The following is a 21,125-nucleotide window of genomic DNA, read 5'->3' as shown; positions in this document are numbered from 1 at the left end:
TTTAGGAAGGGATCGTGGCAAGATCGTAACAAAGCAGCGACACCATGGAGGTGGCTTTGTGAAATTGGTCCTGAGGAAACAGGGGCGGTCGATCCGCCGACGGTTCGTGCTGACGGTCTTCTTTCTCGTCCTGGTGGCCGTGGGGGCCTCCGTGGGAACCGCCACGGTGGTGATCTCCCGGGCCCTGACGGAGGAGGCCCGCAGGGAGGCCCTCCAGGGGGTGGAGGGGTTGGAGCGCTCCCTGAACGACCTTCGGGATAAGGCCCTGGGGGAGGCCCGGACCTTCGCGGCGGACCCGGAGCTGGCGGTGGCGGTGGCGGCGGGCAATCGGGAGGAGATCCTGCGGCTGCTGACCCCCCTGGTGGAGACCTCCGGGCTGGACTTTGTCACCGTGACGGACCGGGAGGGAAACGTCCTGGCCCGGACCCACCAGCCGGAGAAGTTCGGGGACAGCGTCACGGGGCAGGACAACGTGCGTTCCGCCCTGTCGGGCTCCCCCCTGGGGGCGGTGGAGCCCGGGACGGTGGTGAAGCTCTCCGCCCGGGGGGGTGCCCCGGTGAAGGACCCCTCCGGAGCGGTGGTGGGGGTCGTCTCCGGGGGGTTCAACCTCACGGAGAAGGACACCCTGGTGGACCGGGTGAAGGATCTCTTCGGCGTGGACGCCACCCTCTTTCTGGGGGACGTGCGGGTCTCCACCACCATCCAGGAGAACGGCAAGCGGGCGGTGGGCACCAAGCTCAAGGCGGACCTGGCGGAACGGGTCCTGGGGAAGGGGGAGAGCTTCACCGGGGAGGCGGCGATCCTGGGGAAGGACTACATCACCGCCTACAAGCCCCTTCCGGGACCTGACGGCAAGCCCCTGGGGGTGCTCTTCGCCGGGGAGAGCACCGAACTGGTCCACCAGGCCCGCAACCACATCCTCCTCTCCCTGGGGGTGGTGGCCCTGCTCACCCTGGTTCTGGCCTACGCCCTCACGGAGATGCTGGTCCGGGGCCTGACCCGTCCCCTGCTCTATCTGGAGAGCGCCATGGCGGAGGCGGCGGGAGGGGACCTTTCCGGTACGGTGACCCTGGACCGGGACGACGAGCTGGGGCGCATGGGACAGGCCTACGGGACCCTGGTGGAGTCCCTGCGTGCCACCCTGAAGAGGGTGGAGGAGGTGTCCGCCACCCTGTCCGAGTCGGCGGAGGAACTCTCCGCCAGCGCGGATCAGTCCGCCCGGGCGGCGGAGATGGTGGCCCAGTCGGTCACAGGCGCCGCGGAGGGGGCGGATCGGCAGCGCTCCCTCACCGAGGAGGCCGCCTCCCTGGTCGGGGGGATCGCCGAAAGCGCCCGAGCCGCCGACGAGGAGGCCCGTCGCCTGGGAGACCTGGCCAAGCGGGGAGCGGAGGACGCCCAGACGGGCAGGAGGGACGCCCAGGCGGCGGTGGCCCAGGTGCGCCTGGTGGGGGAAAGCTCCCGGGGTATCGCCCAGGCCATCGGGAAGCTGGAAGGCGGCTCCGCCCGGATCGGGGAGATCGTGGACCTCATCACGGGCATCGCGGACCAGACGAACCTGCTGGCCTTAAACGCCGCCATCGAGGCGGCCCGGGCGGGAGAGGCGGGTCGGGGCTTCGCGGTGGTGGCGGAGGAGGTGCGCAAGCTGGCGGAACAGTCCCGGGACGCGGCGGCGCAGATCCATACCCTCATCGAGGGGACCCGGGCGGACATGGCCCAGGCCGCGACCTCCGCCCAGGAGGGAGACGGAAACGTCCGCCGGGGCATCGAGACGGTGGAGCGGGCGGTGGGGTCTCTGGAGCGGCTGGTGGATCGGTTCGGAGAGGTGGCCCGGGGGGTGGAAACCTTCGGGGAGGTGACCCGACGGACGGCGGCCCAGGGGGCGGAGGTGGTGGAACACATCACCGAAACCAGCCGCATCGCCGCCGACGTGGCCGGGGAGGCCCAGACCGTCTCCGCCGCCACGGAGGAGCAGCTGGCCTCCATGGAGGAGATCGCCTCCTCCAGCCACAACCTCTCCAAGCTGGCCCTGGAGCAGGACGCCCTGTTGCGGCAGTTCCGCCTTTAGGCCCGGGGCCGAAAGACAAAACGAGGGGGGCGTCCCGACGGGACGCCCCCCTCGGGGTGTCTACAGCAGGGGAAGGGCGGTGTCCAGGTCCTTGTCCCCCCGGCCGGAGAGGTTCACCAGCACCGTCTGGTCCCCCTTCAGGGTCGGAAGCAGGCGCAGGGCGTAGGCCAGGGCGTGGGAACTCTCCAGGGCGGGGATGATCCCCTCGTGGCGGCAGAGGAGCCGGAAGGCGTCCAGGGCCTCCCGGTCCGAGGCGATCTCGTAGCGCACCCGTCCCGTGTCCTTCAGGTGGGCGTGTTCCGGACCCACCCCGGGGTAGTCCAGCCCGGCGGAGATGCTGTACACCTGGGCGGGCTCCCCCCGGTCGTCCGCCAGGACGTAGGAGCGGAAGCCGTGGATCACCCCCGGGGCCCCGGCGGTGAGGGTGGCGGCGTGGTCCCCCGTCTGGAGTCCCCGGCCCGAGGGCTCCACCCCTACCAGCCGCACCGAGGGGTCCTCCAGGAAGCCCGAGAACAGCCCGATGGCGTTGCTGCCCCCTCCCACGCAGGCCACCCCGTAGTCCGGCAGACGCCCCTCCCTCTGGAGGAACTGCTGCCGGGCCTCCCGGCCGATGACGCTCTGGAAGTCCCGCACCATCCCCGGGTAGGGGTGGGGTCCCACTGCGGAGCCCAGGAGATAGAAGGTCTCCGGCCGGGTGGCGAAGGCCACCAGGGCCGCGTCCACCGCCTCCTTCAGGGTGCGCTGTCCCTCCCTCACCGACACCACCTCCGCCCCCAGGGCCTTCATGCGGGCCACGTTGGGAGCCTGGCGAGCCACGTCCACCTCTCCCATGTAGACGGTGCAGTGCATCCCCATCAGGGCCGCGACGGTGGCGCTGGCGGTGCCGTGCATCCCCGCCCCCGTCTCGGCGATGAGTTCCGTCTTGCCCATGCGTTTGGCCAGCAGGGCCTGCCCCAGGGCGTTGTTGATCTTGTGGGCCCCCGTGTGGTTCAGGTCCTCCCGCTTCAGGAAGAGCCGCCCGCCCCCCAGGTGCCGGAAGAGGTTGGCGCACTCCGTCAGCGCCGAGGGACGCCCCACGTACTCCTTCAGCAGCCGGGCGTACTCCGCCCCGAAGGCGGGGTCGCTGCGCGCGTCCTCGTAGGCCTGCTCCAGCTCGTCCAGCCGGGGCTGAAGCCCCTCGGGCACGAAGCTGCCTCCGTACTCTCCGAAATAGCCCTTCTTCTCCGCTACGCTCGTCTGGGTGGTCATCTCGTCTGCCTCCTCTAGGGTTTGGATGGATAAGAAAAAGGGAGGGGCTTCGCTTGGATTCGCGAGCCCCTCCCTCGGTGCCACGTGAGGAATAGAAAAGGGGCTGCGGGAAGGATGTCCCCGCAGCCCCGAATGCCACAGCCGGGTCTACGGCGACGCTAGAAGCGCCGCCACCAAAGGGAAGTCATCGTCGTGCCCGAGAGGTTCACCATAGTCGTCATGCCCGGGACCTTAGCAGCAGGTCCGGGGTTCTGTCAAGCCCCCTTCCCCCGCCGACTTGGGGCGGCCGCTCTTGACGATGCTCCGGAGGGGAGGTAGGATGTTTTGTAACCCAAACAGAGGGGAGGGGCTCGTCATACCCACCGCACGCATCGAGGACTATCTGGAAGCGGTGTTCGACGAGGAGGTCCGGGGGGGAAGCCCCACGGTCACCCGTCTGGCGGAGCGGCTTTCCGTCACCAAGGGCACCGTGGTCCCGGCCCTGAAGAAGCTGGTGGAAGAAGGGCTCCTGGACCACGAGCGCTACGGCACCCCCTCCCTCACTGAGGCAGGCCGTCAGAAAGCCCTGACCATCTACCGGCGCCACCAGATCCTCTCCTTTCTCTTCGGGGAGGTCCTGGGGATCCGAAGGGACCACGCGGTGAACCTGGCCTGCGAGATGGAACACCTGCTGGACGAGAATTCCGAGGCGCGCCTGTTTCTCCTGACGGATTACCTGGGAAAGGGGCTCCGGGAAGGGGCTCCCTGGATGGAGGAGCTTCAGGCGCGGTTGAACGATCCGGTTCGGTTGCCCCGCCCCCTGACCATGGGGGAATCGGGTTCCCGCTATCGGGTGGTCCGGGTCACCGCCGAGGGGGTCCTGCGAAAGAGGCTTCTGGAGCAGGGCTTCGTCCCGGGGACGCTTCTGGTGCATCGGGGGTTCTCCCCCCTGGGGGACCCCTTGGACGTGGAGATCCGGGGAGGGCGTCTGGCCCTCCGGCGGAGCGAGGCGGCAACGGTCTGGGTGGAGAGTGAGGAGGTGGAAGGGTGATGTGTCCCTTGACGATGGCCCGGGAGGGTTCCCGGGTGTGCGTGGTCCGGGTGGCGGGGGGCTGCTGCATGGCCCAGAGGCTTGCGGAGATGGGCATCATCCCCGGGGCGAGCCTGACGGTGCTGCGCGCTGATGGGGGGGCGGTGCTGATCCATCGGGGAGGAAGCTGCCGCATGGCCATGGGACGGGAGATGGCGGGAAGGGTCTTCGTGGTCCAGGACGACGCCGCCTGAAGACGGAGGTTTCTTTCCCCGGCGCGAGCCGGGTTTTCTTTGGGGTTCACTCGTGTTTGGAAGATAAAACAAAGAGTTCTGGAGGGGTCGGGTATGGGTATGGCAAAGGAAACGCGGCTTTCGGAGCTGGCTCCCGGGATCGCAGCCCGGGTGACGGGGGTGGAGGGGGATAAGGACCTGCGCCGGCGGGTGCTGGACATGGGCCTGGTGCCGGGGACGGAGGTGCGGGTGCAGCGTCGGGCTCCCCTGGGCGACCCGGTCTCGGTGGTCTTTCGGGGCTACGAGCTGAGCCTGCGCCTGCCCGAGGCCCAGTCGGTCCGGGTGGCCCTCTGCGGCGGCGGCTGCGGCGGTTGTGGCGGTTGCGGGGGATGTCGCTGATGTCTGCTTCCGTGGTGGCCCTGGCGGGAAACCCCAACACGGGCAAGACCAGTCTGTTCAACGTCCTCACCGGGTCCCGCCAGAAGGTGGGGAACTGGCCCGGGGTGACGGTGGAGCGCAAGGAGGGGCGGCTTCGGCTGCCCGAGGGGGATGTCCTGCTGGTGGACCTCCCGGGGGTGTACAGCCTGGGAGCCGCCTCGGTGGACGAGCAGATCGCCTCGGAGTTCCTGCAGACCGCCGCCCCCAAGGCGGTGGTGGCGGTGGTGGACGCTTCCAACCTGGAGCGCAGTCTCTATTTGGTGGTGCAGCTTCTGGAGGCGGGGGCCCCGGTGCTGGTGGCCCTGAACATGGTGGACGCCGCCACGGACCAGGGGGTTCGGGTGGACCCGAAGAAGCTGGAGGATCTGCTGGGGGTGCCCGTGGTTCCCACGGTGGCCCGCACCGGGGAAGGGGCGGAGGAGCTGAAGCGGCGGCTTTCCGCCCGGTTGGACGACGCCGCCGGCGCGCGCCCCCTGGCGATCCCCTACGGCAGGCAGATTGAGGCCTCCCTGGGGCGCCTGGGGGAGTTCCTGGCCCCCCGGCTCCGGGGGAGGTCGGGCATCCCGGGGGAACGGGGTGCGGTGCTGGCGGCGGAGGGAGACCCCCGGATCGGGGCGATGTTGGACGACGAGGGACGGCGGCTCCTGGAGGAGCGGATCGCCGAGGAGAACCGCACCCTGGAGGCGGCGGTGGGCATGGACCTGCAGACCGGGGTGATCGAGCGGCGCTGGCACTTCGTCTCCTCCCTGACGGGACAGGCGGTGTCCTTCGACCCTGCCTACAAGACGACCCTTTCCCTCTCGGACCGGGTGGACCGGGTGGTGACGAACCGGTTCCTGGGGTTGCCCCTCTTCCTGGCGGTGGCCTGGGTCATGTTCCGCACCACCTTCCTGGTGGGGGACCCCACGGCGGAGTGGCTGGAGGGGGTCCTGGGGACCTTCGGGGAGGCCGTGACGGGCTGGCTGGAGGCCCAGGGCGCGGGTTCGGTCCTCCAGAGCTTCGTGGTGGACGGCCTCTTGGGAGGCGTGGGCTCCGTGGTGGTCTTCGTGCCCCACATCTTCATCCTCTTCGCCTTCATCGCCCTGCTGGAGGATTCGGGGTACATGGCCCGAGGGGCCTTCGTCATGGACCGGATCATGAGGGCCTTGGGCCTTCACGGGAAGAGCTTCATCCCCATGCTCATCGGCTTCGGCTGCGGCGTCCCCGCCATCATGGGCACCCGCATCCTGGACAGCCCCCGGGACCGGCAGATCACCCTGCTGGTGCTGCCCTTCGTCAGCTGTTCCGCCCGGCTTCCCGTGTTCCTGCTCTTCGCGGGAACCTTCTTCGGGCAAAGCGCGGGGAACGTGGTGTTCGCCCTGTACGTCCTGGGCATCGCCGTGGCGGTGGTGTCCGCCAAGGTCCTGGCGGGGACCCTCTTCTCCGGGGAGACCTCCCAGTTCGTCATGGAACTGCCTCCCTACCGGTTGCCCAAGGCCCTCACGGTGGTGCGAAGCGCCGGGGAGCGGGCGTGGCTCTTCGTCCGCAAGGCCGGCACGGTGATCTTCGGGGCGGTGCTGTTGGTGTGGGCCCTGGCGAGCCTGCCCCTCGGGGTGGAGTACGGTTCCGCGGAGAGCCTGGTGGGGCGTCTGGGACACCTGTTGGCCCCCATCTTCGCCCCCTTGGGCTTCGGGTTCTGGCAGGCCGGGGTGGCCCTGTTCTTCGGCTTCTTGGCCAAGGAAGTGGTGGTGGGGACCTTCGGGACCCTCCTGGGCACGGGGGAAGAGGCCCTGGCGGGGGCTCTGCCCGCCCTGTTCACCCCCTTGAGCGCCCTGTCCTTCATGGTGATGACCCTGCTCTACGTGCCCTGCGTGGCGGTGGTGGGGGCCTACTACCGGGAGACCAACAGCTGGAAGTGGACCGCCTTCTTCGTCCTCTACAGCACCGGGGTGGCCTACGTCCTGGCTCTGGCCGTGTTCCAGGCGGGGCGGCTTCTGGGGCTGGGCTAGAGAACCGATCAAGGAGGCGATGGCCTTGCAGGTGTTTCTGCACCACGTGTACGAGTACCTCAAGGGGGTGCGGCAGCTGATCCTCCACACCACCCTGACGGAGCACCTCTGCGAGATGGAGGCGCGGCTCCGAAAAGAGGAAATCGCCTACGTGGCCTACCCCCTGGGGTGTTCCCGGGTGAACCTGTTCTTCGGCAACCCCCTCTGCGTGGAGGTGGTGCGCCGCATCGCCAAGCCCAACCTGACGGAATGGACAGAGGAGGAGGACTTCATCCTGGGAATCCTCCTGGGGTACGACAAGCTCCAGCAGTGCCGACGCTTTCTCGATTTCCGGGAGCGAAGCCGCGAACGCCTCGTAGGCTGACCTCTCGGGAACTGCACCCTCCTTTCCTTCCCTTCCCTCTGGGCCAGCGGCGTGAACCCTTCGCGCCGCTGGCCCTATGAGGAGAGACCGATCCCACGAGCAGGAGATGACCCGTGACCTTGCCTTCGAATCTGTCCTCGCTGACCTTCGCCATCCTCGCCACCCTGGAGGTTCGGGATCCCCTGACCCGGCGTCACTCCGGCCGGGTGGCCCGGATCAGCCTGCTCCTGGGGGAAACCCTGGGGCTTGCGCGCCCGGCCCGGCAGGGGCTCTGGATCGCCGCGCTGCTCCACGACATCGGGAAGATCGGGGTGCCCGACGGGGTGCTCAACAAGCCCGGCAGCCTGAGCGAAGGAGAACGCCGGGCCATCCAGGAGCACCCCCGCATCGGGGCGGAGATCCTTCGGAAGATCCGCTTCCCCCAGGACCTGGTGCGGACGGTGCTGCACCACCACGAACGGTGGGACGGCTGGGGCTACCCCGACGGGTTGGCGGGGGAGCGCATCCCCCTGGAGTCCCGCATCATCGCCCTGGCGGACGCCTACGACGCCATGACCGCCCAGCGTCCCTACCGGCGGGGGATGCCGCACGAAGTGGCCCTGGGGGAGATCCTGGATCACGAGGGGGAACAGTTCGACCCCCGGGTGGTGGAGGCCTTCCGCCAGGTGGAGGCCCGGCTGCTCCGGGCTCGGGACGTGGCCTTCCTCGCGGTGGAGGAGGCCCTCCACGGGGATCTGATGCACTCCGTCCGGGTCCCCCGGGGGGTGCCCCGGGAGGGGATGCTCGTCCCGGTGGGAAGCGGCGCGGGGGAGGGGGTTTCCCGAAGCTAAGGGGTTCGGTGCAGCAGCCGGGACTGCAGCTCCTGCCGGTTGGCGGAGCCCAGTTTCCGGTGGATGTTCTTCATGTGGGTCCGGAGGGTGTTGCCGGTGATGTTCAGTTGTCGGGCGATGTCCTCGTTGGAGTGTCCCCGGGCCACCAGCAGGGCCACCCGGACCTCCTGGCGGGACAGCGCCTCCTGCAGAAGCTGGAGGTGCAGCCGGTCCTCCTCCCAGGCGGAGGGCCCCCCCCGCCCCTCCTCCGTCGGGGTCCTCGGAGGGGTGCCCTCCTCCCGGAGGGGATCCGGGAGCCCCGTTTCTCCCTCTCCGTCGTAGAGATCGCAGCCCGCGAAGGTGTCCCGGTCGTCCCGGAGGAGCAGGTTGGAGAAGAACAACAGCCCCACCCCCAGGAGGCTCACGGCCAGGACGAAGGGAACCCCCTCCCGCTGGGCCAGGGATCCCACCGCGTCGGTCAGAAGCAGCCCCGCCGTCACGGAACCCGTCACCACCAGCTGCCCCGCGGCCACCACGGAGAGGGCACCCGCATGCCCCGCCCTTCCCCCCAGGTAGAGGATCAGGGTGAACACGTAGGCCCCGAAGATCCCTGCCCCCGTCTGGAGGAGCGCCAGGGGGACGAGGGGGTGCTTCTCCCCCAGGGCGGCGAAGGCCAGAAAGCCCAGGACGAGGAAGGCTTCCGCCCCGAGGTGGATCCTCCGAAGCTCCAGCCCCGGGACGAAGCGCAGCGCCGCCCCCACGCCCAGCGCCCCCAGGGTGTAGAGGGGGTCGCAGAACACCTTCGCCAGGCCGGTCCCCGGGGTTTCCCGCCCCAGAAGCAGGGAGAGGAACAGGGCGGAGAGGAGGAAGAACGACGCCGCTCGAAGGGCGGGCCGAAGGGGGAAGACCCGCTTTCCCGGAGGCCCGAAGGCGGCGGGGAGGTCCCGGTGAGGGGGAGCCCAGAGCAGCGCTCCCAGGAAGGGGAGCGCCCTCGCCAGGAAGGGGAGCAGGGGGGGGAAGAGCAGGGAGACCAGCAGGACCCCCCCCGTCCTCACGGCGCAGGCCACGCCGAAGACGGAGGCCTGTCCCGAGAAGGGGGCGAAGGCCAAGCGCCATTCCCAGAGGGTCAGCTGGATCGCCGATCCCACGGCGGGAAGGCCCAGGGCGAGGAAGACCCCCGCCTCGGGAATCCGGCGAAGCCCCGCACCCTGGGGAAGCCACGCCAGGGACATGAGCCCCGCGGCCACCCAGGGGGCGACGCGCCACCACCGGGGGGAAAGGCGGTTTCCCCAGCGGGAGAGGGCCAGGAAGGTCCCGCAGAGCACCAGGGAGAAGAACGCATAGGCCATGCGAGGTTCCGCGAAGAAGGTCCCGGAAGACGGGGAGAACAGGGATCCCCGGAGGACCGTGAGCCACTGCCAGAGAAGGATGGACCCCAGGCCCAGAGCGTCGACCACCCTCCCACCTCCCCTTTTTTCAAGCATAACACGAAAAAGGAAGGTCCTCTAAGCCCTTGCGGTTACGGGCTTTCCTCGGGGGGGTGAGAAAAATCACCCTTGGAGACCCCCCCTGCCTCTGGTAGCTTTCCCCCAAGCCTCCCGAAGGGGCCGGTTCGTCGTGCCCTCGCCGAGAGCTTGCGGGTGCGGCGGATGGAAGAGGAGAGGGAGGAGATGGGGATGGAGATGCGTGCAGGTCGTCCTTGGTTGCGGTGGGTGGGGGTCTTCGCGCTGGTCCTTTCCCTGATGTGCCTGCGGGCGGAGGCGGCGGTGGTGCGCGTCACCCCGAGCGGCGCGGGGGCGAAGGACGGCAGCAGCTGGGCCGACGCCTGCGGCGAGGCGGAGTTCCGCACGGTGTTAGGCGGGGCGCCCGGAAACGGGGCCACGGAGTTTTGGGTGGCGGCGGGGACGTACAACCCCACCGCCGATGCGGACCGGAGCGTGTCCTTCGTCCTGAAGACCGGCGTGGCCCTCTACGGCGGCTTCGGAGGCACCGAGACGGCCCGAACCCAGCGGAACGCAGCGGGAAACGTCACGATCCTCTCGGGGAACCTCGGCGACCCCGCAAGTGCGACGGACAACAGCTACCACGTGGTGACGGCGAATGGTACGGACGCCACCGCCGTCCTCGACGGCTTCACCGTCACCGGGGGAAGAGCGGACGTGGGTAACCCCCACGACACCACCTCCCGCGCCGGCGGGATGCTCATCGACCTTTCCAGCGTCACGGTGGCGAACTGCACCTTCTCGGGGAACGCTGCGACGAAGTGGGGAGGGGGCATGTTCGTCATCGCCTGCAGCCCTACGGTGACGAACAGCACCTTTACGGGGAACACGGCAGACCTCGGAGGCGCGATCCACGCTCTTTCGGGGGGCAACGCGGTGCTGACAGGCTGTACATTGTCGGGGAACAGCGCCACGAGCTTCGGTGGGGGGGTGTACAGCGTCAACAGCACCCCGGTGTTGACGGACTGCACGTTGTCGGGCAACAGCGCCACGGAACGGGGTGGGGGGCTGTACAACCAGGGGGGCGGCAACCCAACCCTGTCCCATTGCACCCTTTCGGGGAACAGCGCAAAGTACGGCGGGGGGATGTGCGTTGACGGCGGCAACCAGACGCTGACGGGCTGCACCCTTTCGGGCAACAGCGCCACGGACTACGGCGGGGGGTTGGTCAACCTAACCGGCAACCAGACGCTGACGGGCTGCACCCTTTCGGGGAACAGCGCAAAGTACGGCGGGGGACTGAGCGATTACAGCGGCACCCTGGTCATGGCCGACTGCACCCTTTCGGGGAACAGCGCCACGAACCACGGTGGGGGTTTTCACAACCGTCAAGGCGGTACCGCCACGTTGACCCGCTGCACCTTTTCGGACAACACGGCGGTTCTGCGGGGCGGGGGGGTGTGCAACGACAACGCCACCGTGACGCTGACGGACTGCACCCTCTCGGGGGGCAGCGCGGAGGACGGAGGGGGCCTGCACAACGCGCAAAGCGCCACGTTGACGGCCTGCACGTTGTCGGGCAACAGCGCCACGATCTGCGGCGGGGGCTTGTACAACGCCAGCGGTACCGCGACGTTGACCCACTGCACTCTTTCGGGGAACAGCGCGGCGGGCGGAGGGGGCTTGTACAACGCGCAAAACGCCACGTTGACGGCCTGCACGTTGTCGGGCAACAGCGCCACGAACGGAGGGGGCCTGTGCAACGCCAGCACCGTCACGCTGACGAACGGCACCCTTTCGGGCAACAACGCGGCGAACGGAGGGGGTCTGTACACCCTGCAAAACGCCACGTTGACCAACTGCACGCTGTCGGGCAACAGCGCCTCTGCGGGAACCGTGGTGGCGTGTACGGGTAGCGGGAACATCACGGCGAAGAACTGCATCTTCTGGAACGAAAGCACGGAGGAGTTTTCCGGCGCCCTTTGGCCCACCGTGACCTACTGCGTCGTCAAGGGAGGCTTTTCGGGAACGGGAAACCGCTTCGCCAACCCGAACCTGGGCCCCTTGGCGGACAACGGCGGCCCCACCAAGACCTGTGCCCTGCCCTGGGGCAGCTCCGCCGTGGACGGGGGGACGGACGGCGGGGCTCCCGCCACGGACCAGCGGGGGGTGGGGCGCCCCAAGGGGGCGGGGTACGACATGGGAGCCTACGAGCTGGATCCCGCCGCCGTGACGCCCACGCCGGGTCCCACCCCCACGCCCGGTCCCTCCCCCACGCCGGGACCTTCTCCGACCCCCTTTCCCTACCCGCTTCCCTCGGGGCTGCCGGAGCCGTCGGTCACCGTAGAGGGCGGCACGCCCCTGGTGTCCCCCACCCCCGTCCCTCCTTCGGACCTGCCGATCACGGGAAGGTCCAACCCCGGGAATGTGGACCTGTCTCCGGAGATGCTCGAAGCCCTGCTCGGCGCGGGCATCGATCCCCTGCTCTACCAGGTGGTGCTGACGGGACAGGGGGGCACGGTGACCTACCTCACCGATCCGGGGGGGGTGGTGACCCTGAAGATCCCCTCTCCCCTGCACCTCGAAGGGGGCTATGCCTACCGTTGGGCGTGTCTGGTGTGGAACCCCGCCACCCGCAAGTGGTGGCTGCCCCAGAGCGTGCGCTTCTCTGCCCGCTCCGCCTCCTCCGAGACCTGGCTGCCCCTTCCCCTGGCCGACGGGGGGCCCTACGACCTGGACGGGAAGGCCGACGGCGTCCTGACGGCCCGGACCCTGAACGTCCTGCTGGCGGTACCCGCCTCGGGGGTACCGGGAAGCCCCACGCCCACGACGACGTCCCCCGTGTCCGTGTCTCCCACCGGTTCCGGCGGCGGAGGGGGCTGCTTCCTGGGCTTCGGCCTGCCGGTCCTCCTGCTGCCCCTGTTGGCCTCGGGTCACCGAGGGAAACGGAGGGGGATTTCCGACATCCCGGACGACAAGGGGGGCGCGCCTCGCTGAAGGGGCCGCCGGGTCGCCTGAAACGGTCCGTCCGGACCGAAACCGCGTCCTTTCGCCGGGGGGCCAGGGGCTCCCCGGCATTTTGCATGTTCGGCAGGGGAGAGGGCGTCTTGAGCCGGGGGCGGGTTGCGGGGGTTCCCTTGACGGCCCCGCAGGGGATGTTAGGATGGAGGGATCGGGGGTAAAGTTAATTTTTGCACAAACCGAGGGACGGGGGGAGCGGCGGTGGCGGAAAGCGGAGAGCCGGTGGGAAGCGCGACGGAGAAGGGGGAGCGGGTGGTCTTGACCCTCTGCATGGGCAGTTCCTGTTTCGCCCGGGGGAACCAGAAGAACCTGGAGGTGATCCGGCAGTTCCTGAAGGACCACCGGATGGAGGATCGGGTGTCCCTGGTGGGCAGCCGCTGCGAGGGGGCCTGCACCCAGGGGCCGAACCTGCGCATCGGGGATCGGCTGTTCCCCCGGATCAACCAGGAAGACCTTCCCGCCCTGCTGGAGCGGGAGCTGCTTTAGGCGATCCCATGGATCGGGTCTTTCCCGTCTACACCCAAACGAACAACTGCCACGACTGTTTCAAGTGCCTGCGCCAGTGTCCCGTGAAGGCCATCCGCCTGGAGGAGGGGCACGCCCGGGTGCTGCCGGAGCTGTGCGTCTCCTGCGGCCTCTGCGTGGAGGTCTGCCCGGCCAAGGCCAAGTGCATCCGGGACGATCGCTCCCGGGTGGAGGAGCTGTTGGCCTCGGGGCGCACCGTCGTGGTTTCCCTGGCCCCCTCCTGGGTGGGGGAGTTCCCGGACCTTCCCGCGGGGTCCCTGGTGGCGGCCCTGGAGGCCCTGGGGTTCGCCGGGGTGGGGGAGACCGCCCTGGGGGCCCAGGAGGTGAGCGCTTCCACCGCCCGGCTTCTCCAGGACGTCCCTCCGGGGCTGTACCTCTCCACCGCCTGTCCCGCCTCGGTGGAGTACGTGGAGAAGTACCTGCCCGACCTGGTGGGCTCCCTGACGCCCCTGCCCTCTCCCCTGCGGGCCCACGCCGGTCTGCTTCGGGAGGCCTTGGGGGCGGAGACGGCGGTGGTGTTTGTGGGGCCCTGCGTGGCGAAGAAGCGGGAGGCGGATCGGTGGCCTCGGGAAGTGGAGGCCTCCCTGACCTTCGACGATCTCTACCGGTGGCTGGAGGAGCGGGGGCTGGACCCCTGGAGCCTGCCCCCCACGGGGCGGTTCCTGTTGCGGGAGGCGGAGGAGGGAGCCCTGTACCCCGTGGAGGGAGGTATGACGGAGACCCTCCGGGCCCAGGGGGGGCTGGAGCGGGTTCGGTTCGCCACCGTCTCGGGGCTGGAGGCCCTGCGCATCTCCCTGCAGGGGCTGGACCCGGGCTCCCTGGACGTTCCCTGTTTCCTGGAGTGTCTCGCCTGTCCCGGGGGGTGCGTCAACGGCCCGGGGTCTCGGGCCACCACGCCGGTGCTCTGGCGCCGGGCTCAGGTGGAGGGGCACGCCCAGGTGCCCGAGGCGCCCATCCGCCGCCTCCCCACACTGGAACTCCATCAGGCCTACGTGTCCTGTCCCGAGGACGTGGAGGAGCCGGGGGAGGACGCGATCCGCCTCGCCCTCCGGCAGGTGGGCAAGGTGAGCCGGGAGGACGAGCTGAACTGCGGGGGCTGCGGCTACGACACCTGCCGGGCCTTCGCCCGGGCCCTGGTCCTGGGGAGGGCGGAGCCCAGCATGTGCGTATCCCACATGCGCAACCAGGCCCAGAGGAAGGCCAACGCCCTGCTGCGGTGCATGCCCTCGGGGGTGGTGATCGTGGACCGGGACCTGAACATCGTGGAGTGCAACGAGCACTTCGCCGTCCTCTTCGGGGAGGACGCCCTGCTGGCCTACCGGGCCTGCGAGGGGCTCAAAGGGGCCCGTCTGGACCGGATCGTCCCCTTCCCGGACCTCTTTCGGGCCACCTTGGAGACGGGGGAGGACCTGCACCTGGACCTGCTGCGCCACAAGGACCAGCTCTTCGACCTCACCCTCTTCCCCATCGATCCGGGGCAGACCGTGGGGGGGGTGGTGATGGACGTGACCCACCGGGAGATCAAGCGGGAGCAGATCGCCCAACGGGCGGAGGAGGTCATCCGCCGGAACCTCTCCACGGTGCAGGAGATCGCCTGCCGCCTGGGGGAGCACATGGCGGAGACGGAGATGCTCCTTCGGTCCATCGCCGAGGGCTACGCGGACCCCCGGACCCGGGAAGGGGGAGCGGACCGGCCGTGAAGGATGACTCCCTGTTTCTGGAGGTGGACGTGGCCCAGTGCTGCAAGGAGGGGCAGCGCATCTGCGGGGACAGCTTCCTCACCCGCCGGGTGGAGGGGGAGGGGCGGATCATCGTGGTGCTCTCCGACGGACTGGGCAGCGGGGTGAAGGCCAACGTGCTCTCTTCCATGACCGCCTCCATGGCCCTCAAGTTCGTGGAGGGGAAGATGGAGTTCCTCCGGTCCGCGGACGTGATGATGGACGCCCTGCCCGTGTGCCGCCAGAGGGGGATCAGCTACGCCACCTTCACGGTGGTGGAGGCGGTGCTCCACGGGTGGACCCGCATCATGGAGATGGACAACCCGGGGGTGCTCCTCGTCCGGGACGGGGAGGCGGTCCCGGTGGGGAAGCGTTCCTTCTCCTCCTCCCGCTGGAAGGCCCGCACCCTCCGGCAGAGCGAGGTGGCCACGCGCCCCGGGGACCGTCTGGTGCTCCTGTCCGACGGCATCACCCAGGCGGGCATGGGGAGCCCGGCGTTCCCCCTGGGCTGGGGGGAGGAACGGATGAAGGCCTTCGTGCTGGACCGGGTCCGCCGGGATCCCCAGGTCTCCGCCCATCGCCTGAGCCGGGCCGTCCTGCGGGATGCCCTCTGGAAGGAGCCCCAGCACCGCCCGGGGGACGACATGACCTGCGCGGTGCTCTACTTCCGGACCCCCCGGAGGTGTCGGGTGCTCACGGGACCTCCCTTCGACCCCTCCCGGGACGGGGAGTTCGCTCACCTCCTGACGGGCTTCGAGGGGCGCACGGTGGTGTGCGGGGGCACCACCGCGGAGATCGTCTCCCGGGAGCTGGGGCGTCCCCTGGAGACGGACCTGCGCACCTCCACCCGGAACCTCCCCCCCCTGTCCCGCATGGAGGGGGTGGACCTGGTGACGGAGGGGATCCTCACCCTCACCAAGGCCCGGCGGCTTCTGGAGACCGAAGGGGTCTTGGACGAGCCCCGGGACGGGGCCCGCCGTCTGGTGGACCTGCTCCTGGACAGCGACGTCATCGAGTTCGTGGTGGGGACCCGGATCAACGAGGCCCACCAGGACCCCTCCCTGCCCGTGGAGATCGAAATGCGCCGGGGGCTGGTGCGAAGCCTGGCGGCCCTTCTGGAGACCCGGTACCTCAAGAGGACCTTCGTGCGCTACCTTTAGGAAACCGAAGGAGAAAGCCCCTCTCCACCGGCGGGGCATCCTTGCCGTCATGGAGAAGGTCCTCTTCGGGGAGGAAGGGTAGAAGCAGGGACGCTCCCTTCGTGCTCTGCCGGATCGGAGGGCTATACTATTTCCTGTACCCTTGGGGAATACGGGACGCAGTGCCTTTTCGCCTCGGTTCCCGAGATCCCGGGGGCGGCATCCGTGAAGGATCGGGCTCGCCGAGAAGGTACCCTTTCGGGGGTGTCCCATACGGCTGGGATTGTCTTTCTGCCTTGGGGGACCCTTGAAGGGGGGAGGAAGAGGGACGGTTGCGTAGGCAAGGATGACGGGTTCCCAAGGAGGAGACGAGACCATGAATCCCTTTGCCCCCGCTCCGGTGAAGCCGGAGGTGGAAACGGAGGTCCTGGAGAAGCTGGACGTTCGGGTAGGCACCATCCTGCGGGTGGAGCCGGTGGAACGTTCGGACAAGCTGGTGGTGCTGGAGGTGGACTTGGGGGATCATCGGCGTCGGATCGTGGTGGGGCTGCGGCAGGAGCGGGAGCATCCGGAAGAAGTGGAGGGGCGCCAAGCTCTGTTTGTGGTGAATCTCCCTCCTAGGCGGATCCGGGGGGTCCTCTCGGAGGGCATGCTCTTCGACATCGGCTATGCCGACGGGATCCGACCGGTGCTGGCTCAGCCCGAGACACCGGTCCCCAACGGAACGAGGGCGGGGTAGGAGGCCGTGTCCCTCCGCCGCGGGATGCCCGGTCCCTGGAAACGGACCTGAACCGGCGGTCTCCCAGACTTTGGTCTTTTGCATGCGCTACGATTTCGAGACCATCAGGTCCTGTCCCTTGGTTTCCCTGGGGGAGGACCTTTCATGAACGGAAGGGCGACACCCGTACCCCTTCGGCGGGTTGCCTCTCAGGGGCGAGCATGTCCTCCCCCTCGCCCCTTTTGTGGAAGAAACGGGCGGCTTCCCTGTCGACGTCACGGTCCCGCCCCGGGGGCGTGGTCGTCGGGTTCTCCCCGTTCTCGAGGTGTCCCCTCCCGCAGCTCCCGGGCGATGAGGGCCAGGTAGAGGCGGAAGGCCTGGCGGAAGTCCCGGGGGTCCAGCCCCGTGAGGCGTCGGATCCGGTCCAGCCGGTAGGCCAGGGTGTTCCGGTGCAGGTGGAGCCTGCGGGCCACCTCCCCGGGGGCGAAGGGGGATTCGCACCAGGCCAGGAAGGTGCGGGCCAGCTCCTCCCGGTCCCGGGCTGCCCGGCTCGGCAGGGTGTCCCGCACCAGCCGGTCCAGCCGGGAGGGGGCGGCGGACAGAAGCGCCGACTCCACCGCCCAGTCCCGAAGGGGGTAGAGCCCCGGGCCGCGCCCCAGACGAAGCCCCAGGTCCAGGGCCTCCAGGGCCTCCTCCCAGGAGCCGGGCAGCCCCTCCGGACCCGCCGCAGGGTGCCCCATCCCCGCGAAGGCCTCCCAACCCAGGCCCTTCAGGGTTGCCAGGAGCCCCCTGGCTCGTTCCTCCACCCGATCCTCCCCCGAGGAGCCCTCCCGTCCTTCCAGGACCAGGAGGGCGAAGCGACACTCCCCCAGGCCCACCCGCAGATCCTGGGGGTGGGGAAAGGCCTCCCGAAGGGCCTCCAGGATCCGCCCTTCCTCGGCCCGATCCTCCGGCCCCCTCCCGCAGGGCCTCTGCCCCCGCACCTCCAGGGCCAGGGCCCGCCGGGGCAGCCTCAGGTCCACCCCCAGCTCCCGCCCCCTGGTCAGGAGGGGGGTGATCCCCGAGCGGAGGGGGTCGAAGGCCCCGATCTCCCGCACCAGGTCCCGCAGGGCCTGCTCCCGAAGCAGGGTCGATTCCGTCAGGGCCTGCTCCCGCAGCAGGATCTCCGCCTGGCTCTGCACCAGCCTTCCGTACCGGGCCACCTCCCCCGGGGGTCCGGAGATGGCCAGGGTGCCCACGTACCTTCCCGCCACCGAAACGGGCACCGTCACCCCCGGGAGCACCTCCCGTTCCCGGGCCTGGGCCTCGTCGGTGACCTCCAGACGGCCGCTTTGCAGGCAGTCCAGGGAGGGGCCGTGGCGCTGTCCCAGGCGGGAGGGGTCGCTGGCCCCGATCACCACCCCTCGTTCGTCCGTGAGGATCACCCCGTGCCCGATGATGCCGCTGGCGCTCTCCGCGATCTCCTGGGCCACCTCCCGCAGCAAGGCCCCACCTCCCTTGTGGTTTCGTCCAAACCTGGTCCCGGGCTTTCCCGCTTGCCTCCCCACATTTTTATGCAGATGCACGAAAAGGGCCATCCCCCCGAGGCGAGGGTTTGGTCCGCCGCCCCATGCGCTTCCGCCCCCTGTCCTCCTAGACTGACCTCGTGGGAATGCCAGGGAGAGGGGGAAGGGTCATGCGGTTGGAACAGCGGCGGGTTCGGGTGAAGGGGCTGCGCTTTGGTCCCGTCACGGAGGTCCGGGACGGGGTCCTTCAGGTGTGTCGGGAGGAGGCTCTGGCGGCGGCGGCGGACGAACGCTTCGCCTCCCTGGAGCTGGACCTGGCCTGCCCGGGGGAGAGGGTGCGCCTCATCCCCGTGAAGGACGTGGTGGAGCCTCGGACCAAGCTGGAGGGGGGCAAGGGCTACTTCCCGGGCTTCTGTGCCCCCATGGGCTCCGCGGGAGAAGGGGTCACCCTGGTGCTGGAGGGGGCGGCGGTGGTGACCTGCGGCCCCGTGGTGGGCTTCCAGGAAGGGTTCATCGACATGAGCGGCCCCGGGGCGGACTACACCCCCTTCTCCGGGACCTGCAACGTGGTGCTCACCGCCGTCCCCCGGGAGGGGCTGGAGCCCCACGGCTACGAGGCGGCCCTGCGCCTCGCGGGACTGAAGCTGGCGGAGCACCTGGCCTCGCGCTGCGCCGGGGCGTCCCCCGACGAGGTGCGGGTCTACGAGCGGGAATCCCTCCCGGAGGCCTGCGCCGCCCACCCGGACCTTCCCCGGGTGCTCTACCTGTGCATGTCCATCACCCAGGGGCTGCTCCACGACACCTACGTATACGGGGTGGACCTGAAGAGGAGTCTCCCCACCCTGCTGCACCCCAATGAGGTGCTGGACGGGGCCCTGGTGTCGGGGAACTGCGTCTCCGCCTGCGACAAGAACACCACCTACCACCACGTGAACGACCCGGTGGTGCAGGCCCTGTACCGGCGCCACGGGGTGGACCTGGTCTTCCTGGGAGTGGTACCCACCCTGGAGGACGTGATGCTGGAAGGCAAGCTCCGGGCGGCCTCCATGAACCGGAACCTGGCCCGGTCCCTGGGGGCCCAGGGGGTGGTGGTCACGGAGGAGGGGTACGGAAACCCCGACACGGACCTGTGCCTCAACGCCCGGGAGCTGGAGCGGGCGGGGATCCGGGTGGTGGTGATCGCCGACGAGGCGGCAGGGACCGACGGGGCCAGCCAGAGCCTGGCGGACGCCACCCCGGAGATGGATGCCTTCGTCTCCACGGGGAACGTGAACGAGATGATCTGGGTGCCCCCCATGGAGCGGGTGCTGGGGGATCCGAAGGCCATCGCGGTGCTCTCCGGGGGCAGCGCGGAGAGCCTGGCTCCCGACGGGTCCATGAAGGTGGAGCTTCAGTCCGTCATCGGCTCCACCAACGAGCAGGGCTTCAGCCGTCTGGGCTGCGAGTGGATTTGAGGAGGGGAAGGGCATGACCGTCCGGGTGGTGTGCTACCTGAACCAGTTCTACGCGGGGATGGGGGGAGAGGAAGCGGCGGGCCTGGATCCCCTGGTCCGCCCCGGGGCCGTTGGGCCCGCGGCGAAGCTGGGAGAGCTGTTGGGAGAGGGCGCGGAGGTGGTGGGCACGGTGGTCTGCGGGGACAACGCCTACGGGGAGCGTACCGAGGCGTGCCGGGCCGCCTGCCTCGCCCTGGTGAAGGACCTGCGGCCGGACCTGTTCGTGGCGGGACCCGCCTTCAACGCGGGACGCTACGGCCTGGCCTGCGGGGACCTGTGCGCCGCCGTGGGGGAGGAGCTGGGGATCCCCACCCTCACGGCCCTGCACCCGGAGAACCCGGGGGTGGAGCTGTACCGGCGACGGACCTTCATCGTCCCCGCCCCGGAGAGCGCCGCGGGAATGCGGGACACCCTGGCCCGCACCGCCGCCCTGGCCCGGAAGCTGGCCAGCGGGGAGCCCCTGGGCCCCGCCCGGCTGGAGGGGTACCTCCACCGGGGGATCCGCAAGGGATTCCCCCAGGAGGTGAACGCGGCGGAGCGCGGGGTGGCCCTGCTTTTGGACAAGCTGGCGGGGCGTCCCTTCCGCACGGAGCTGGAGATGCCCACCTTCAAGAAGATCCCCCCGGCCCCGCCCCTGAGGGACCTCTCCAAGGCCGTCCTCGCCCTGGTCACCTCCGGGGGGGTGGTGCCCCAGGGGAACCCGGACCGCATCCGGGTCTCCTCCGCGGAAAGCTGGGGGCGCTACGACATCTCCGTCCTGGACCGCATGACCCCCGAGACCTTCGAGTCCGTCCACGGGGGGTACGACCGCACCTGGGCCAACCGGGACCCCAACGTGGTGGTGCCCCTGGACGGCCTGCGGGAGCTGGAGCGGGAGGGGGTCATCGGGGGGGTCTACGGGATGTTCTACTCCACCACCGGCACGGGCACCGCGGTGGCCCACGCGGAGCGCTTCGGCCGGGAGATCGGGGAGGAACTCAAGGCCGCGGGGGTGGACGGGGCGATCCTCACCGCCACCTGAGGCACCTGCACTCGATGCGGCGCATCGATGACCCGGGAGATCGAGCGGGTTGCGGGGATTCCGGTGGTGCAGATCGCCACCATCGTGCCCATCATGCTCACCGTGGGGGCCAACCGGATCGTGCCGGGGGTAGCCATCCCCCATCCGGTGGGGCGTCCCGACGAGGGGCCCGAGGGGGACCGAAAGGCACGACGGGAGCTGCTCCTTCGGGCGTTGAAGGCCCTGGGCACGGAGATCCGGGAGCAGACGGTCTTCGAGGAGTAGGGGAAGCAAAGCAAGCACGCTGGGTCGGGGCTTTCCATCCCGATCGGGGATTCGAATCACCCGGAGGAGTGGGGGGCCTTGGGCCTCCCGCTCCTCCCTCGGTTTCCCCCCTGGTGGGTCGGTTC

Annotated in this window: 17 protein-coding genes; 14 read left to right on the top strand and 3 right to left on the bottom strand. The window is 69.7% G+C overall.

Features of this window, described 5'->3' with window-relative positions:
- Positions 1-58: 58 nt before the first annotated feature.
- Positions 59-2,065, top strand: coding sequence for a methyl-accepting chemotaxis protein (locus tag APAU_RS11725; RefSeq protein WP_006301970.1), 2,007 nt, complete (start codon positions 59-61; stop codon positions 2,063-2,065).
- 60 nt (positions 2,066-2,125) lie between these two features.
- Here the strand turns inward: APAU_RS11725 and trpB are convergent, their stop codons facing one another.
- Positions 2,126-3,313, bottom strand: a complete 1,188-nt coding sequence (trpB, locus tag APAU_RS11720) for a tryptophan synthase subunit beta (RefSeq protein ID WP_006301969.1) — start codon at positions 3,311-3,313, stop codon at positions 2,126-2,128.
- A 319-nt stretch (positions 3,314-3,632) separates the two neighbouring features.
- On the opposite strand from trpB, the gene APAU_RS11715 reads away from it, so the two are divergent.
- The 6 genes from APAU_RS11715 (at position 3,633) to APAU_RS11690 (ending at position 8,175) form a co-directional block, all read left to right on the top strand.
- Positions 3,633-4,343: a metal-dependent transcriptional regulator gene (locus tag APAU_RS11715; protein ID WP_006301968.1), complete on the top strand. Its 711-nt coding sequence runs from the start codon at positions 3,633-3,635 to the stop codon at positions 4,341-4,343.
- Positions 4,343-4,576, top strand: coding sequence for a FeoA family protein (locus APAU_RS11710; RefSeq protein ID WP_006301967.1), 234 nt, complete (start codon positions 4,343-4,345; stop codon positions 4,574-4,576). Before APAU_RS11715 ends, APAU_RS11710 begins: the two co-directional genes overlap by 1 nt.
- 99 nt (positions 4,577-4,675) lie before the next feature.
- Positions 4,676-4,954: a FeoA family protein gene (locus tag APAU_RS11705; RefSeq protein ID WP_156789498.1), complete on the top strand. Its 279-nt coding sequence runs from the start codon at positions 4,676-4,678 to the stop codon at positions 4,952-4,954.
- Entirely contained in the window at positions 4,954-6,981 is a 2,028-nt protein-coding gene (gene feoB, locus APAU_RS11700; RefSeq protein WP_006301965.1) for a ferrous iron transport protein B, read from the top strand. Before APAU_RS11705 ends, feoB begins: the two co-directional genes overlap by 1 nt.
- Before the next feature lie 31 nt (positions 6,982-7,012).
- On the top strand, positions 7,013-7,345 hold the full coding sequence (locus APAU_RS11695; RefSeq protein ID WP_232207860.1) for a DUF2023 family protein: 333 nt from the start codon (positions 7,013-7,015) through the stop codon (positions 7,343-7,345).
- Positions 7,346-7,458: 113 nt separating this feature from the next.
- Positions 7,459-8,175, top strand: a complete 717-nt coding sequence (locus tag APAU_RS11690) for an HD-GYP domain-containing protein (RefSeq protein WP_006301963.1) — start codon at positions 7,459-7,461, stop codon at positions 8,173-8,175.
- Here the strand turns inward: APAU_RS11690 and APAU_RS11685 are convergent.
- On the bottom strand, positions 8,172-9,611 hold the full coding sequence (locus tag APAU_RS11685) for a helix-turn-helix domain-containing protein (RefSeq protein WP_006301962.1): 1,440 nt from the start codon (positions 9,609-9,611) through the stop codon (positions 8,172-8,174). The two genes, APAU_RS11690 and APAU_RS11685, sit on opposite strands and share 4 nt — an antisense overlap.
- 192 nt (positions 9,612-9,803) lie before the next feature.
- Between APAU_RS11685 and APAU_RS11680 the strand changes: the two genes are divergently transcribed.
- The 5 genes from APAU_RS11680 to APAU_RS11660 all read left to right on the top strand — a co-directional run bounded on the left by APAU_RS11680 (position 9,804) and on the right by APAU_RS11660 (position 16,738).
- Positions 9,804-12,593: a right-handed parallel beta-helix repeat-containing protein gene (locus APAU_RS11680; RefSeq protein WP_269490289.1), complete on the top strand. Its 2,790-nt coding sequence runs from the start codon at positions 9,804-9,806 to the stop codon at positions 12,591-12,593.
- Between the two features lie 225 nt (positions 12,594-12,818).
- A complete protein-coding gene (locus tag APAU_RS11675; protein WP_006301960.1) occupies positions 12,819-13,103 on the top strand; it encodes a (2Fe-2S) ferredoxin domain-containing protein in 285 nt (94 codons plus the stop codon).
- Positions 13,104-13,111: 8 nt separating this feature from the next.
- Positions 13,112-14,842: a [Fe-Fe] hydrogenase large subunit C-terminal domain-containing protein gene (locus tag APAU_RS14795; protein ID WP_006301959.1), complete on the top strand. Its 1,731-nt coding sequence runs from the start codon at positions 13,112-13,114 to the stop codon at positions 14,840-14,842.
- Positions 14,839-16,020, top strand: a complete 1,182-nt coding sequence (locus tag APAU_RS11665) for a SpoIIE family protein phosphatase (protein WP_006301958.1) — start codon at positions 14,839-14,841, stop codon at positions 16,018-16,020. Before APAU_RS14795 ends, APAU_RS11665 begins: the two co-directional genes overlap by 4 nt.
- A 355-nt stretch (positions 16,021-16,375) precedes the next feature.
- A complete protein-coding gene (locus APAU_RS11660) occupies positions 16,376-16,738 on the top strand; it encodes a tRNA-binding protein (RefSeq protein ID WP_006301957.1) in 363 nt (120 codons plus the stop codon).
- 254 nt (positions 16,739-16,992) lie between these two features.
- Here APAU_RS11660 and APAU_RS11655 read toward each other — a convergent pair whose 3' ends face one another.
- Positions 16,993-18,201, bottom strand: coding sequence for a CdaR family transcriptional regulator (locus APAU_RS11655; protein WP_006301956.1), 1,209 nt, complete (start codon positions 18,199-18,201; stop codon positions 16,993-16,995).
- 191 nt (positions 18,202-18,392) lie between these two features.
- Between APAU_RS11655 and APAU_RS11650 the strand changes: the two genes are divergently transcribed.
- Together APAU_RS11650 and APAU_RS11645 are read left to right on the top strand one after the other, a co-directional pair.
- Positions 18,393-19,676, top strand: a complete 1,284-nt coding sequence (locus APAU_RS11650; RefSeq protein ID WP_006301955.1) for a glycine/sarcosine/betaine reductase component B subunit — start codon at positions 18,393-18,395, stop codon at positions 19,674-19,676.
- A gap of 13 nt (positions 19,677-19,689) precedes the next feature.
- Positions 19,690-21,000 carry a glycine/betaine/sarcosine/D-proline family reductase selenoprotein B gene (locus APAU_RS11645; protein WP_006301954.1) on the top strand — a complete coding sequence of 437 codons (1,311 nt, stop codon included), beginning with the start codon at positions 19,690-19,692 and terminating at the stop codon, positions 20,998-21,000.
- Positions 21,001-21,125: the final 125 nt, after the last annotated feature.

Source organism: Aminomonas paucivorans DSM 12260 (assembly GCF_000165795.1).
GTDB classification, from domain to species: domain Bacteria; phylum Synergistota; class Synergistia; order Synergistales; family Synergistaceae; genus Aminomonas; species Aminomonas paucivorans.
This window is presented reverse-complemented; position numbering and strand designations above follow the sequence as displayed.